The organism is Bacillus sp. E214 (genome assembly GCF_008087365.1).
In the GTDB taxonomy this organism is placed as follows: domain Bacteria; phylum Bacillota; class Bacilli; order Bacillales; family Pradoshiaceae; genus Pradoshia.
This window is the reverse complement of the sequence record NZ_VENN01000001.1, coordinates 1,681,821-1,696,467: the sequence shown is the minus strand read 5'-3', so window position 1 is coordinate 1,696,467 and position 14,647 is coordinate 1,681,821. Positions and strand designations below refer to the sequence as shown.

Below are 14,647 nucleotides of genomic sequence, written 5' to 3'. Positions count from 1 at the left end.
GAGGTGGAGAAATAGAATAGGTAATTAAGTTTTAATCCATTTTTAAAATGGGTGTCTTATATCCAACCGTATGAATATTATTCAGCTTGACTTTATGGTTGGCATTTTTAATTGCGATATCTCCAATCTTTGATTCAGCCTGTACATTTGATATAGTTGCTTTTGCTACACCTTTACCAATATCGATGGCAGTTGGAGCTGAGTTTTTTATGGAAATAGTACTTAAACGAATGTCATCGGTATGCTGCCTGCCGCCAACTATTTTTATATCCGTACCCGCAGTTTGGAAATTTTCTATTGTTATATTTGCCAGTGTGATATGACGAGATTTATATTGAATGGAAACCATTGGATTCCTTTGATAATCATAATTCGAATCTCCGAGCAGAGTGAAATGGTTAATAACCACATTTTGATAGGCTGATACGACTAGACACCTTGGAGTCGAGCCTTCATAAAGATCTGTGAAAATGGGTGCAATTGCAACGATATTCGTCGCTGTTATATTAAAGGCAGATTTAGACTGTGGCTCTGATTCGAGATGGTGGCCTATGTGCCGAAAGTTATAGGAACGATTATCATGGATAGATATATGTCCGATAATATGAACATTGGAAGCAGCTGATGCAGTACCATGCGCCTTTATTTCAACCCCTCCAAAGCACCTGGTTGAAGAATTATTAATCAGCCAAACATCGTCAGATCCGTCATCTACCTCAAACCCATTTGAATTGGAGAATCCCTTCATGTGAGCTCTGCCGCTTGGATCACACATATGGCTGTTTGTAATCAGAATATGGCTGCTATGATGTGTTGTTATTCCATCATCTCCAAATCCATAGCCAGAAAGATGATCTAACCATATATATTGGCTCGGCCATCTCGAACGTGTGCCATCGCCCAAATATGTATAGTAGGCAGCTGAAACATCAAAACAGTGTAAACCTGCATTACGGGCTACAACATCCTTCACCCATCCATAAGTAACATGAGCATATGTTAAACAGCTCGAACGGTTATTACCGGAACTAGTTCGATCGCTCTGTGGAAGCCTTTCTACATTCCAGTCAAGTGTCATCCCCTGTACGAGAATATGATGATTACCACGGATTGGACTAGAGTTTGTAATAAGAATAGCTTTCTTTGGTGTTTCATTGGCTAATTTAAGAACCGTTTTATCTTTACCTTCTCCTATCAGACATGTGTAGGAGGGGAGCTTTAGTCCCTTAACAATAAAAACACCTTCCGGAATATAAACCATTCGCTTACCTTTACCAAGAGCAGCCTCAAACGCTTTAGTATTGTCTGTTATCCCATCACCAACAGCACCATAGTCGGTTACATTGATCTGTTCCTGGATCTTTTGATTTAAATGCTGATACTCTTCATCTAATTTCTTTTTCCATGCTGGAAAAGGGTGACCGTTCAAGATTGTGAAATCAGCTGGATTTTTTAGCTCAGGCTGTCTGCTTGTTGTCAATAAGAGACGGGGAAATGCATATTTTAAATCCCTTAGTGGCTTCCGATTAGGCATGGAAAGAGGGGAAAACTTATTTAATTTTTCATTAAGCAATGAAAACGTCTCTTTTACCAGACTTGCTGGAGTTTGGTTTGAGGGAAGCCATCTAGATAAGAGAATTTCATTTTTATTTGGATCATGATTTTTCGATAAGTACAACATACTGGAGTTTCACTCCTCACGTGAATGAAAAATGGATGTTATTGTATTCCCTTACTAGATGTAAATTAATCGTAATGAAAATGTAATATCGTTTGTAGGTATCTTAGCATATTATATGGGTATAAAATATAAGAATCATATGTAGAAACAACTAGAGGAATCATGCTTGAAAGAAGGAGACTGCGATTGAGGAAGTTATTTAAAACTGAAGTAGGAAGTTGGATTATCTCTATCGCATTTGCAATCGTCTTAGCTTATCTTGTAAAAACATTTATCATTTCCTTTTTTATAGTTGAAGGAGCCTCAATGGAACCAACACTTTATAATAATGAAAAAGTCTTGGTCAATAAGTTAGCGGCGTATAGCGGTTCTGTTGATCGTCAGGATATAGTAGTCATTCGAGATGATGGAAAAGATAAATACTATATAAAGCGGATTATAGGGTTACCTGGAGAAAAGGTTGAATATAAGAATGACTCGCTTTATATAAACGGCAAGCAAAAAGATGAGCCATATCTGCCTGATGAACAAGGAGAAGTTGATTTACTGAAAATGAATAAAACAGGTGACTTTGATCCATTGAAAGTTCCTAATGATCATTATTTTGTGATGGGAGATAATCGGTTGAACAGCAGGGATAGCCGTAATGGATTGGGCTACATAGATGAAGATGATATAGTCGGTACATGTGAATATGTCATTCTCCCATTTGAACACGCACGTAAAACAGATTGATAAAATTGCATCTCCACATGGTGTGGAAAAGGTGAATGGCTCTCGAGCCATTCACCTTTCCGTTTTTAAATATTGCGTTTATAGGTTTCTTTTGTCAGCACCGGGAATTGATCCACAGGAGCATCGAGTTTTTGTATATTGAAAACCTCTCCATATTTCTCAAGTTCATTGGCTATTTGATCCTGCAACTCTCTGGTCGGAACCTCCACGTTGTATTTAGTACCTTCATGCAAAAGCCTTGGCTCCGTTTCAAAATAAACATAGTACATGGGAAATTCCTCCAAATTATCATTTGGTTATTGTATTCCCTTTTTGAAGTTAACAAAACAATTTTTACATTATAGACCAATAATCTGATATAAATATAGATCCATATAGTCTATCTTTTGATCGTTGCTTTTTGTCTCAATCGTTCCTTCGAAAATGGATTTTCCGTCTTCGAAATTAAAGATGCTTATATAAGGTTTGTTTTTTTCCCCTCTATAAGTGAGAATCATTTTGTTGTGATATACATTTATATTGTGATCAAACATTTCTGAGTTCACTTGGATTTTATGATCCTTTGTGATTTTTTGTTTCTCAAAATCATACGTAACCATAGCGACTATTTTCTTTCCGTTCTCATCTTTAATAGCGGAAACATATAATGAAGTTTGATCATAAGCTATATTAAAACTAGAACCATCTTCTTGTAATAGCTGTTTCGTTAAATCACTCGGAAGGGTCAACCTATCTAATTTCTTTGTTTTATAGTTGTACACATATAAGTCACGGCTAACAGTTTGACTGTTTTCATCTGTATGGATAGTCTTATCTATCTGAAATGTAAAATGAGTACGAGCTTGCGTCGGGTTAGTATCTGTTAAACTGGTTATATAAATATCTTGCTGATCCGTTGATTGTTCAGTTGTCAAAATCGAATTATCGTCAATTAGTTTTTCCTTTTTAAGGTTAATCGTATATTCCTGAAGTATTTCTGTCCCATCTTTCGAATTACTGCGTGTCATGACAAATAATTCATTCGTGGAGATTTGGACATCAAGGATTTCAATAAAAGATGAATATTCCTGATTGGGCAGGTTTACTTCAAAAGAGGTTGTATCCTCTGTTTTCTTATTGAGCTGATCAATTTTTAAACTGAAATTATGCATTCCATGTCTGGTAGAAAAATCATACTTGGAGTCGACAAAAATGACTTGATTTGTGTCATTGTACAACTGGTTACTATAAATTTTTCCTCTCATAAAGGAAGAATACTGATTTGCTAAATCTTTCAATTCCGCTGTTTCTAAATATTTTTCCCCGTAGTCCACCTGCTCAAAAAAAGGTAATTCAGATCGATAAGTGGCCCCCTCTTTCGTTACATTAAACGTTTCTGTGAATCCACCTACTTGATAATCTGCTTCCAATGATAAGGTGTCTAAGATTTTAGCATCTCCATTTATTTGTTTGACGTAAAAATCAGGGAGGGTGGAGGAAGAAAAGGCCTGATTTATATAAAATACTGATATGGATAGCACAGCAACAAGCAGGATCAGAATAGAATTTCGATATTTTTTCATATGTTTCCTCTCCTTACACAGTTATTTTCTTATTTAATAAATAGCGGCTTAATAAAATGGAGATAATGCCTAAAATACTGGCTGTAACGCTTACAATGATGATTTGCTCAGATGTATAAATGTAATTACCTATTTCTAATAATTCGATTAATATAATAGGTGCTGATAATACAGCTATAACACCTACACAGTATAGGATGGCAAGAATGATTCCTTTCCATTTAAAGCTGCGCTCAAGCAATATGGCCGTGAATAGGATGCTCAAAGCAATAAATCCTGCACCATAATATAAAACGAATTCTGTGAAGGTAGATGGGAGAATAACCGTAATAAATTGAGATCCCTTGATTAAGCTGCCAATCGATACCTCATGTAAATAATCCGCTGATATAAACCATTTCAAAATTTTTGATTCAATTAGAAGGAGTATCAATTGGATAGATACTAGTGAGAGTACAAGTAGCATTATAGCTGTTAATTTCGAAAAATAAATATTCATTCTTGATGTAGGAATCATTAATAAACGATAGATAAAGGATCCTTTACCTGACCAGTCACGGTACCAAATTAGAAAGATATATAAGAAGATGGCACCTGCACATAAGGCAATCGGACCATTAAACCAAATAGAATTCACATAATTGTCCATGCCATAATAACCAAATTCTTCAATAAAGACTTCTATAGGGACACCATTCGTTAATGATTTATTAGCGTCACTCATGTAGATGTTAGCTTCAATGATTAACCCGGCAACTTGTATAATAAAAACAGCAATAATCAATCCAAATAAAATTTTTGTAAATCGATTTAACTCCATATTCACAAGCTTAAAAAAGCGATTCATCCTCTATACACCTCTCTCATTACATCTACGACAGACTTACCTTCGTTATTTCGAACTTCTTCTGCATTAAATTCTTTATAAACGACTCCGTCATTTAACAAAACAACTTTATCAATGAGGTGCTCAATATCGTTGATTTCATGGGTTGTGATGATAACACCGCGGTCTTCAATCAGGTGGCTTGTAAAGACATCTGCTATTTGTTCACGGCTGAAAATATCGATACCGGAGAATGGTTCATCCATAAGAACATAATCAACATCCAGAGCCAATCCCAATAACAAATTCACTTTCGCGGTATTTCCTTTAGATAATGTTGAAATCCGTATGTTTTCATCCAATTTGAAAAAGCTCAATAATTCATCGGCGCGATCTTGGTTCCAACTCTCATAAAAATCATTCATAAAATCCATTGCCTGCATAATGGTGAAGTTCGAAAGCATCGTGAACGTATCTGGAATAAATGTGATTTTCTCATACGTATCCTTCGTTCTTTTAGTTCCGTTTATAAGAATTTCTCCACCATCAATAGGAGTAAGGCCCATGATGGATTTCATAATCGTTGTTTTACCTACACCGTTTATACCGATTAAACACGTGATTTCCCCTTTGTTGGCTGTGAATGATACATCATCCAATACGTTTTTTCTTCCAAATTTTTTCGTTACATTTTTTACTTCTAACATGAAATCCCCTCCTTACTCTTGTTCCGCATTATATTTTTCTTTGACAATACTCAACAGTTCATCTACTGGTAATTGAATCGGTTTAATTGCCTGAACAAAGGTATCAACGGCTTCAACAATGAGTTCCTGACGAACGCTTGACAATATGACCTTGTCGGTTGTGACCCGGCTTGGGAAATTTCTTTCTGTGTGAATCAATCCCTGTTCCTCCATTTCCTTATACGCTTTTTGAGCAGTATTGGGGTTTATTTTTAGAAGATTGGCAAGCTCACGTCGAGAAGGAATCTCCTCTCCGCTTGCAAGCCGACCGGTCGCTATTTGTTCTTTGAAGTAACGGACAACTTGTAAATATACAGGATCCCGGTTATTAAAGATGATGTTCATTAATTCATCTCCTATGGCTTTTTAACCAATTATTAGTGTGTGTACTATGTAGTTCATACACTTGATATGTGTACTATACAGTTAATACACTAAAACTGTCAATAGGATAGTAAAAAATTCCCTGAAATAGTTTTAAAACGTGTAATTATTTAAGAAGGGTCATGGCAAAATAATAAGGATTCTCTGGGGAAGGAGTTTACTTGTTATGCATAATACAGGCCTGGTTCTAGAGGGTGGCGGAATGAGAGGGCTATATACAGCTGGAGTTCTGAGGTATTTGATGGAACAGGATATATATGTGCCATATACAATTGGTGTTTCAGCTGGTGCATGTAATGGCTCTTCTTATATTGCACGGCAAATAGACCGTAATTATGCGGCGAATATCGATTATGTCTCACACCCGGAATACCTATCCTATAAACGTTTTCTGAAGAAACGTGAATTATTTGGAATGGACTTTATTTTTGATAAAATTCCAAATGAACTGGTCCCATTTGATATAAAGGCTTTTTGTGAAGCAAAGGAACAGTTTGTCGTGGGTGTTACAGATTGCGTAACAGGCGAACCTGTATACTATAGAAAAGAGCACCTAATAAAAGATATTACAACGATTCTGCGCGCATCCAGTTCGATTCCTTTTTTTGCTCCGGAAATCTCTTATGATGGAAGAATGCTGCTGGATGGCGGTGTTGCCGATCCAATACCGATACAAAAATCTCAAGCAGACGGGAATACGAAAAATATCGTTGTGCTTACTGGGAATAAAGGCTATATGAAAGCATCGTCGCTTGATTGGCTTGGAAAAAGAAAATATAAGAACTATCAAGGGCTGCTAAAGGCTCTTCGCAAACGGCATATCGTTTACAATGACACGATCCGCTATTTGGAGGAACAAGAAGAAAAGGGACTTGTCGTCATTATTCGTCCATTAGTGAAATCAGATGTCAGCCGTGTTGAGCGTAACCCTAAAAAGCTGAAAAAGCTGTACAATCAAGGATATGCTGAAGCCAAGGCTGCTTATGGAAAAATCAAACGGTTATTATAATAAAAACCCATCACTTAAATGGTGATGGGTTAACGTTTAGTATGAAATTAGGCTAATTCTGATTGTAAGTAATTCCAGATTAACTGGGCAGTATATTCAATAGAGCTGATATGGGTTCTTTCAAAAGCATGTGAAGCATCAATGCCGGGTCCAATTAATCCGTGTATGATATCATAGCCGGCACGGATGGCAGCAGAAGCATCAGATCCGTAAAAAGGATATATATCTACACGGTAATCAATCTTGTGTTGCTTTGCCAATTCGACTAAATGCTGACGCAGGCCATAATGATAGGGTCCGCTAGAATCTTTTGCACAAATGGAAACACTGTATTCATCCGTAGATTGTCCTTCTCCAATTGCTCCCATATCTACAGCCAGGTATTCAACAGTTTCAGCAGGAATGTTGGAGTTTCCGCCATAGCCTATTTCTTCATTATTTGAAATTAAGAAGTGGGTCGTATAGGGGAGAGTGATGCCTTCTTCTTTTAACTGTTTAATGATATACATCAGTATGCCGACACTCGCTTTATCATCTAAATGACGGGATTTAATAAATCCATTGTCTGTCAGTTCAACACGGGGCTCGAAGGAAACAAAATCACCTACAGAAATACCTAGACCTTCTGTATCCGTCTTGCTTTTTGTCACAGCATCAATTCGAACTTCAATCGTTGCATCCTCGCGTTTAATATCTCCCATTTTCTGATAAACATGGACAGAAGTTTGATTTAAAAGAATCGTCCCTGTAAACGTTTTACCTTCAGCTGTATGGATTTTACAATATTCGCCTTCAACAGAATTCCAACGAAATCCGCCGATCATCGATAATTTTAAACGCCCGCTTGGTTTGATTTCTTTCACCATAGCACCTAATGTATCTACATGGGCTGTTAGAAAACGGTGCTTTGAATCATCCTGTCCCTTGATTGTTGCCAATAGGGCACCTTTATTTGTTTTTACTGCAGGTATTCCTTGAGATTGTAAAAACTGTGCTACATGATCAATTACTTCCGTTGTATAGCCGCTCGGACTTGGAATGGATACAAGGTCTTTTATGTACTGGAAAATTTCCTGGCCATTGGCTTTCATGGTTCCGAATCACTCCTTTTTATGTATAGATTTATTATATACCTTTGTTAAAAAGTTGGACAATAAAGGCAGAAATAACTTGCTTTTTTAGCAGTAGGACTGTAAATTTATAGTTAAATAAATATTCTGAAAAATCTTATCAAGAGAGATGGAGGGACAGGCCCTGTGAAGTCTCAGCAACCGCCAATATGGAAAGGTGCTAATTCCTGCAGGAACAATCATTCCTGGCCGATAAGAAGGGACTCACTCTAATGAAAAGTCTTCTTCTTGAAGACTTTTTTCGTTTTTAAGCATATTTTTATTCACTGGGAAAATGAGTGGATGTAAGTAATTCGTAACTTTGATGGCAAATTAGAGCCGGATGAAGGTAAATCAGAGTAACTGTATTTCGGGGATTAATAAAGAGAGAGGGGTCATACATATGACAACAGTTAAAATCGAAACACTCTTAGCTCAAATAGGCAATCGAAGTGAAACACAAACAGGTACTGTTAATCCGCCAGTTTATTTTTCCACAGCCTATCGCCATAACGGAATAGGGGAATCAACAGGGTTTGATTACATAAGAACAGGAAACCCAACCAGAAAATTATTAGAGGAAGCAATTGCCGAGCTAGAGGGTGGTAAACAGGGATTTGCCTTTAGTTCAGGTATGGCTGCCATTCACTCATTGCTATGTTTATTTTCTCCAGGTGATGAAATAGCCGTCTCTGCCGATCTGTATGGAGGGACATATCGGTTATTTGAGCAAATATGGAAGACGTATGGCATCAAGTTTAACTATTGCCATACATATGAAGATTTCGCTGAATCCATTACGGAAAATACGAAGGCCTTCTTTATAGAAACACCGACAAATCCGCTTATGCAGGAAATGGATATTAAAGAAATTGCTCAACTGACCCAATCTAACAATCTACTGCTCCTTGTGGATAATACGTTTTATACACCCATTTTGCAAAGACCGATTGAGCAGGGAGCAGATATTGTTGTCCACAGTGCCACCAAATATTTAGCAGGACATAATGATGTATTGGCTGGATTAATTGTCTCAAAGAGTAAAGAGGTTGGTGCGCGCCTAGAAGAATATCAAAATGCAACAGGCGCTGTACTGCCGCCATTTGACTCCTGGCTTGTGATGAGGGGAATGAAAACATTGAGCCTAAGGATGAGGCAGCATGAGGAAAATGCTAAGATAATCAGCCGATTTTTAAGAGAAAGAGAAGAAGTGACAGATGTCCTTTATCCTGGTAAAGGGGGGATGATATCGTTCCGGCTGAAATCAGAGGAATGGATCAATCCATTTTTAAAAAGCCTTCGCATCATATCTTTTGCTGAAAGTCTGGGTGGAGTAGAAAGTTTAATGACGTACCCTGCTACACAAACACATGCGGATATCCCTGAGGAAGTGCGTACACAAAATGGAGTCTGTAATTGTTTGCTGCGCTATTCTGTTGGGATAGAGCATGCGAATGATTTGATTGATGATCTTATTCAAGCTTTTGAATCATTATCGGTTTAGGTTATTAGAAATTTGAACTTTACAGGCATTTAGGTGCATCATGAAGGATTCCAGAAGTAATACCTAAAAAGGATAAATTAGAAAATTATGCAAATTAACGACCCGTTTTGATATACTATACCAAAATGGGTCTTTGGGGAGAATGAAAATGGCTGAACTGGTGATTTCTATTAGCAATCTTCAAATGCATTATGGATCGAAAGAAGTACTTCGAGGAATTAATCTTGATGTAAACAAGGGACAAATTATTGGCTATATAGGTCCCAATGGGGCGGGGAAAACTACCACAGTTAAAATATTGCTTGGACTCCTTACAGACTATACAGGCTCAGTGAAGGTCTTTGATAAAGAGCTTTCTGAGGATAGGATTACCTATAAAAATAGAATTGGCTATGTGCCTGAATTGGCAGATTTATATGATGTATTGACTGCACGTGAATATTTGACTTTTATAGGTGAGCTTTATGGCTTATCTTATGAGCAGGCTGACCAAAAGGCTTTTAAACTAATGAGGCTATTAAATATTGAAGAAATGTATGATTCACGAATAAATAGTTATTCAAAAGGGATGAAGCAAAAGGTTCTATTAATTTCAAGCCTTCTTCATAATCCGGATATTTTATTTTTAGATGAACCTTTAAGCGGTCTCGACGCGAATAGCGTTATGGTCATTAAAGAATTGCTTGGACTGCTGGCAAGCGAGGGAAAAACTATTTTTTATTCCTCACATATCATGGATGTCGTCGAGAAAATTAGCAATCGAATTATTTTACTGCATGAAGGCAGGATTGTTGCAGATGGAAGCTTTGCAGAATTACAGGATGTTGGCAAGGAAGGAACTCTTGAAGAAATTTTTAACCAATTAACTGGTTTTACACAGCATCGTTCAATTGCCGAAGATATTGTATCTGTTGTTAAAGAGGATTAATAGATGAAAAAATTTATGAGTTTGCGTGTGTTGGATAGAGGACAAAAGCTCTTTCAGTGGATGGGAATTGATTATCCGGTTATGAGAAGAATTCTTCAGGTTAAGCTTACAATGGATGCCAGAAGAGTTCCAACTTTGATGAATGATGGGTCTGGAAATACAGGTAAGGATTCAAATCAATTTTTAAAATCCTTATGGGTTTATGCGCTTATGGGTCTAATACTGATTCCTTTTATTATTATGGGTGAAAATTATTTTTTCCAAATGAGTATGTTGTTTGCGGTATTTATGTTTTTTATCATTACATCTTTAATATCTGATTTTTCCCATGTGATGCTTGATATACGGGATCAGTCTATTTTATTGTCTAGACCGGTTGATGGGAGAACGGTCTCGGTGGCAAAGCTGATACATATTATTATTTACCTTGGCACAATAACCCTTATTTTTATTGCGCCTGCGTTCATTGCTGCTATTGTTACTCAAGGAATTGGCTTTAGTCTGTTATTTTTGCTGGTCATTATATTGATTGATATATGGATAGTCTTGCTTACTGTTTTAATCTACTTGGTTATTTTAAAGTATTTTGATGGAGAGAAATTAAAGGATTTTATCAGTTATGTACAAATCTCCTTGTCTATTTTAATGATTGTTGGCTATCAACTAACGGTAAGGATATTTGACCTTGTAGATAGGCAAGTAGAATTTACACCAACTTGGTGGAGCTATATTCTTGCGCCTATTTGGTATGCCGCTCCCTTTGAGGTAATACTAAATGGGAATTTTGCATGGCAATATATTCTCTTAATCAGCTTGGCTGTAATTGTACCGCTTGTTTCTGTCATTATTTATATTAAAAATGTTCAAAACTTTGAGCAGTATTTACAAAAGTTAACTAATCATACAGGAGCCTTATCGAAAAAGAAACGCAGTCATTTTTCAATGTTCCTATTACGAAATAAAGAAGAACGAGTCTTTTATCATTTCGCAAAAAACCTCATGAAAAACGAACAGGCGTTTAAACTGAAGGTATATCCATCTATTGGAATGGTTATTATTTTTCCGTTTATTACACTACTCAATCAATTCGGGGAAAATGGATGGAAAGGTATTCAAAATGGCAGCGGTTATTATACAATTTATTTCAGTGCGCTTATGATTCCAACTATTGCTATTGCACTCCGATATACCGATTCATATAAAGGAGCATGGATATACAGGGCCTCTCCATTACAGAGTGCTAAGTCTATCTTTATAGGTACATGGAATGCGGTTATGGCCAAGTATGTTCTTCCCATCTATTTGGCATATAGCTTTCTATTTATTCTTATATATGGAAGTGCTATCTTTTGGGATCTATTGATTGGTCTCTTTACGTTATTTATAATGGCAGTCCTGTCGTTCAGGACATATACAATTATATTGCCATTTTCTAAACCAACTTCTGCAACACAGGAGAATGAGGGGATTAAGACCGTTTTCCTGCTTTTCATTCTTGGCGTATTTGCAGGTTTTCACTTTCTTATAAGCAAGGTTGAGTATGGTTTATATGGATATGGGGGAGTCTTGCTGATCACAGCTATTCTTGTATGGCGATATGGATTTAGGGTCGACTTTAAAGATTTAAAGGATTGATACGATTTTAATAACCACTGTGTTCGTATCAAAAAGCGCTGTTTATTTTATTGGTGGTTGACTTTCTTTAAAATCAAAGTAGGCATTTTGTAATACAATTTGATATTCTATACGTACGATAAGCGGATTTGATGGAAAATGGATAGGGGAGTGGAGAGATGAAAGCTTTAATCAATATAGATTATACAAATGACTTTGTAGCAGATGCTGGCAAATTAACATGCGGTAAACCTGGAAAGGAAATTGAAGAGTACATTGTTTCTTTAACAAAAAGATTCATTGAGGACAAAGATTTTGTTGTATTTGCTATTGATGTACACGATGAGAATGATCCATTTCACCCTGAAAGTAAATTATTCCCACCGCATAATATACGTGGTACCGAAGGTCGTTTATTATTTGGAAATCTTCAAAATGTGTATAATACTAATATTGGACAAGAGAACCTGCTATGGATTGATAAAACACGATACTCTGCCTTTGCTGGTACTGATTTGGAAATTAAATTGCGTGAACGCGGAATCACGGAATTACATTTAGTAGGAGTTTGTACAGATATCTGTATTTTGCATACAGCAGTGGATGCCTATAATAAAGGGTTTAAAATAGTAATACATAAAAATGGAGTGGCGAGCTTTAATGAAGCAGGTCATGAGTGGGCCTTATCCCATTTTGAAAATACGCTGGGAGCCAGTGTTTTGTAATTGAAGGAGGAAGTTTGATGACACATTATCCGGACGACAGCTTTGCTTTGCATACAGACCTATACCAAATTAATATGATGGAAACCTATTTTAAAGATGGGATTCATAATAAAAAAGCGGTATTTGATGTGTATTTCAGGCGCAACCCATTTAAGAACGGTTATGCCATATTTGCCGGACTTGAACGGGTGATTACATATATTAAAGACTTAAAATTTACAGAGAGTGATATTCAATATTTAAGGGAAGAGCTTAAGTATGACGAAGTATTCCTTGAATATTTAAAAGAACTGCGTTTTACAGGCACCATCAGAAGCATGAAAGAAGGCGAGCTCGTTTTCGAAAATGAGCCTTTAATGCGAATTGAGGCTCCGCTTGCAGAAGCTCAGCTGGTTGAAACAGCAATATTGAATATTATTAATTACCAAACTCTTATTGCAACAAAAGCATCACGTCTGAGTGTAGTAACTGGTGGTGAATCCTTGTTTGAATTCGGTACAAGGAGAGCACAGGAAACGGAAGCGGCAATTTGGGGAACAAGAGCCGCTTATATCGGCGGTTTTCAGGCAAGCAGTAATGTCAGAGCTGGCAAGAAATTCGGCATTCCGGTAGTAGGAACTCATGCGCACGCGCTTGTTCAGGCTTATCGGGATGAATATACAGCCTTCCGAAAATATGCAGAATCACATTATGATTGCACCTTCCTTGTTGACACCTTTGATACATTAAAATCAGGTGTGCCAACTGCCATACGAGTAGCGAAGGAAATGGGCGATAAAATTAATTTTAAAGCCATTCGTTTGGATAGTGGGGATTTAGCTTACTTGTCTAAGAAAGCACGCAAAATGCTTGATGAAGCAGGCTTCACAGATACATTAATTACGGCTTCCAATGATTTAGATGAAGCAACAATCCTGAACCTGAAAGCACAGGGCGCCAAAATTGATATGTGGGGTGTCGGAACCAAACTGATCACGGCCTATGACCAGCCAGCTTTAGGAGCTGTATATAAAATGGTCAGCATTGAAGATGAAAACGGCGATATGGTTGATACAATCAAAATCAGTGCAAATCCTGAAAAAGTGACTACTCCTGGCATGAAGAATGTGTATCGGATTATTAATAAGGAAACAAATAAATCGGAAGGGGATTATATTACACTCGAATATGAAAATCCTGCTTCTGAGAAAATATTGACTATGTTCCATCCTGTACATACCTTCATTAGCAAGGAAGTAACAAATTTTGATGCAGTACCACTGCATGAAAACATCTTTGTGGATGGGCAATTAGTGTATAAAACACCAGACTTGACGGTTATTCAACAATTTGCCAAGGATAACCTGGACTTGCTTTGGGATGAATATAAACGGTTCCTTAATCCGGAAAAATATCCGGTTGATCTAAGTCCAAAATGCTGGGAAAATAAACGGGTTCGTATTCAGGAAATAATGGAACACGTGAGAAAAACAGAAGCTGAAGTGAAAAACTGGAGATAATCAGCAATCCACCTTGCCAATAGACAAGGTGGATTTTTTGCTTTCAAAATAAATTTTAGGAAGGGAGTGCTTATACCTTGAAATGGAGACAATTATTTCGTGAGTATCGTAATATCCTTCCGAATGATTTAGAACAAGTTAGAATTAAAGGGATAAGATTACGCAAACGGCGAACCATGCTGAAAAAGAATGAATGTGGCTAAGAAATATTTAATGAACCTGGCATATAGCCAGGTTTTTATTTTTACTGACTAAAATCCGCTATAATATCAGACTGAATGTCGGTAAATGATGAAATGAGGGGAACGAAAATTATAAAAATAGG

General features: G+C 36.9%; 15 protein-coding genes and 1 riboswitch. Of the genes, 8 read left to right on the top strand and 7 right to left on the bottom strand.

Annotation, left to right across the window (positions count from 1 at the left end):
- Positions 1-31: 31 nt before the first annotated feature.
- Positions 32-1,681, bottom strand: coding sequence for a glycosyl hydrolase family 28-related protein (locus tag FHY47_RS07865; RefSeq protein ID WP_139892452.1), 1,650 nt, complete (start codon positions 1,679-1,681; stop codon positions 32-34).
- A gap of 186 nt (positions 1,682-1,867) precedes the next feature.
- Between FHY47_RS07865 and lepB the strand changes: the two genes are divergently transcribed.
- The gene (lepB, locus tag FHY47_RS07860) at positions 1,868-2,416 is read left to right on the top strand and encodes a signal peptidase I (protein WP_254654709.1); all 549 of its coding nucleotides are present in this window, start codon (positions 1,868-1,870) and stop codon (positions 2,414-2,416) included.
- 65 nt (positions 2,417-2,481) lie between these two features.
- Here lepB and FHY47_RS07855 read toward each other — a convergent pair whose 3' ends face one another.
- The 5 genes from FHY47_RS07855 to FHY47_RS07835 form a co-directional block, all read right to left on the bottom strand.
- Positions 2,482-2,685, bottom strand: coding sequence for a hypothetical protein (locus FHY47_RS07855; protein WP_066104806.1), 204 nt, complete (start codon positions 2,683-2,685; stop codon positions 2,482-2,484).
- Positions 2,686-2,754: 69 nt separating this feature from the next.
- Entirely contained in the window at positions 2,755-3,978 is a 1,224-nt protein-coding gene (locus tag FHY47_RS07850) for a hypothetical protein (RefSeq protein ID WP_139892450.1), read from the bottom strand.
- Positions 3,979-3,991: 13 nt separating this feature from the next.
- On the bottom strand, positions 3,992-4,825 hold the full coding sequence (locus FHY47_RS07845) for a hypothetical protein (RefSeq protein ID WP_066104800.1): 834 nt from the start codon (positions 4,823-4,825) through the stop codon (positions 3,992-3,994).
- On the bottom strand, positions 4,822-5,511 hold the full coding sequence (locus FHY47_RS07840) for an ABC transporter ATP-binding protein (protein ID WP_066104796.1): 690 nt from the start codon (positions 5,509-5,511) through the stop codon (positions 4,822-4,824). Before FHY47_RS07840 ends, FHY47_RS07845 begins: the two co-directional genes overlap by 4 nt.
- 12 nt (positions 5,512-5,523) lie before the next feature.
- On the bottom strand, positions 5,524-5,895 hold the full coding sequence (locus tag FHY47_RS07835) for a GntR family transcriptional regulator (protein WP_066104793.1): 372 nt from the start codon (positions 5,893-5,895) through the stop codon (positions 5,524-5,526).
- Positions 5,896-6,100: 205 nt separating this feature from the next.
- On the opposite strand from FHY47_RS07835, the gene FHY47_RS07830 reads away from it, so the two are divergent.
- Positions 6,101-6,943 carry a patatin-like phospholipase family protein gene (locus tag FHY47_RS07830; RefSeq protein WP_066104791.1) on the top strand — a complete coding sequence of 281 codons (843 nt, stop codon included), beginning with the start codon at positions 6,101-6,103 and terminating at the stop codon, positions 6,941-6,943.
- A 47-nt stretch (positions 6,944-6,990) separates the two neighbouring features.
- Here the strand turns inward: FHY47_RS07830 and FHY47_RS07825 are convergent, their stop codons facing one another.
- Positions 6,991-8,034: a M42 family metallopeptidase gene (locus tag FHY47_RS07825; protein ID WP_148630075.1), complete on the bottom strand. Its 1,044-nt coding sequence runs from the start codon at positions 8,032-8,034 to the stop codon at positions 6,991-6,993.
- Between the two features lie 133 nt (positions 8,035-8,167).
- A riboswitch (SAM riboswitch) is annotated at positions 8,168-8,272 on the top strand.
- 183 nt (positions 8,273-8,455) lie between these two features.
- Here FHY47_RS07825 and FHY47_RS07820 point away from each other — a divergent pair.
- The 6 genes from FHY47_RS07820 (at position 8,456) to FHY47_RS19225 (ending at position 14,525) form a co-directional block, all read left to right on the top strand.
- Positions 8,456-9,556 carry a methionine biosynthesis PLP-dependent protein gene (locus FHY47_RS07820; RefSeq protein ID WP_066104782.1) on the top strand — a complete coding sequence of 367 codons (1,101 nt, stop codon included), beginning with the start codon at positions 8,456-8,458 and terminating at the stop codon, positions 9,554-9,556.
- A gap of 142 nt (positions 9,557-9,698) precedes the next feature.
- Complete coding sequence (locus FHY47_RS07815) at positions 9,699-10,484, top strand: ABC transporter ATP-binding protein (protein ID WP_066104780.1); 786 nt, start codon at positions 9,699-9,701, stop codon at positions 10,482-10,484.
- Positions 10,485-10,487: 3 nt separating this feature from the next.
- A complete protein-coding gene (locus tag FHY47_RS07810; protein ID WP_148630073.1) occupies positions 10,488-12,119 on the top strand; it encodes an ABC-2 family transporter permease in 1,632 nt (543 codons plus the stop codon).
- Positions 12,120-12,277: 158 nt separating this feature from the next.
- Positions 12,278-12,823, top strand: a complete 546-nt coding sequence (locus FHY47_RS07805; RefSeq protein ID WP_140462051.1) for a cysteine hydrolase family protein — start codon at positions 12,278-12,280, stop codon at positions 12,821-12,823.
- A 17-nt stretch (positions 12,824-12,840) separates the two neighbouring features.
- On the top strand, positions 12,841-14,322 hold the full coding sequence (locus tag FHY47_RS07800) for a nicotinate phosphoribosyltransferase (protein ID WP_066104773.1): 1,482 nt from the start codon (positions 12,841-12,843) through the stop codon (positions 14,320-14,322).
- 77 nt (positions 14,323-14,399) lie between these two features.
- Positions 14,400-14,525 carry a hypothetical protein gene (locus tag FHY47_RS19225; RefSeq protein ID WP_257469149.1) on the top strand — a complete coding sequence of 42 codons (126 nt, stop codon included), beginning with the start codon at positions 14,400-14,402 and terminating at the stop codon, positions 14,523-14,525.
- The last annotated feature ends 122 nt before the right edge of the window (positions 14,526-14,647 follow it).

Coding starts and splice junctions, on each gene's coding strand:
- FHY47_RS07820 (WP_066104782.1), top strand. CDS start 8,456: ATGACAACAGTTAAAATCGAAACACTCTTAGCTCAAATAGGCAATCGA.
- FHY47_RS07825 (WP_148630075.1), bottom strand. CDS start 8,034: ATGAAAGCCAATGGCCAGGAAATTTTCCAGTACATAAAAGACCTTGTA.
- FHY47_RS07845 (WP_066104800.1), bottom strand. CDS start 4,825: ATGAATCGCTTTTTTAAGCTTGTGAATATGGAGTTAAATCGATTTACA.
- FHY47_RS07810 (WP_148630073.1), top strand. CDS start 10,488: ATGAAAAAATTTATGAGTTTGCGTGTGTTGGATAGAGGACAAAAGCTC.
- FHY47_RS07805 (WP_140462051.1), top strand. CDS start 12,278: ATGAAAGCTTTAATCAATATAGATTATACAAATGACTTTGTAGCAGAT.
- FHY47_RS07855 (WP_066104806.1), bottom strand. CDS start 2,685: ATGTACTATGTTTATTTTGAAACGGAGCCAAGGCTTTTGCATGAAGGT.
- FHY47_RS07800 (WP_066104773.1), top strand. CDS start 12,841: ATGACACATTATCCGGACGACAGCTTTGCTTTGCATACAGACCTATAC.
- FHY47_RS07840 (WP_066104796.1), bottom strand. CDS start 5,511: ATGTTAGAAGTAAAAAATGTAACGAAAAAATTTGGAAGAAAAAACGTA.
- FHY47_RS07830 (WP_066104791.1), top strand. CDS start 6,101: ATGCATAATACAGGCCTGGTTCTAGAGGGTGGCGGAATGAGAGGGCTA.
- FHY47_RS07850 (WP_139892450.1), bottom strand. CDS start 3,978: ATGAAAAAATATCGAAATTCTATTCTGATCCTGCTTGTTGCTGTGCTA.
- FHY47_RS07815 (WP_066104780.1), top strand. CDS start 9,699: ATGAAAATGGCTGAACTGGTGATTTCTATTAGCAATCTTCAAATGCAT.
- FHY47_RS07835 (WP_066104793.1), bottom strand. CDS start 5,895: ATGAACATCATCTTTAATAACCGGGATCCTGTATATTTACAAGTTGTC.
- FHY47_RS07865 (WP_139892452.1), bottom strand. CDS start 1,681: ATGTTGTACTTATCGAAAAATCATGATCCAAATAAAAATGAAATTCTC.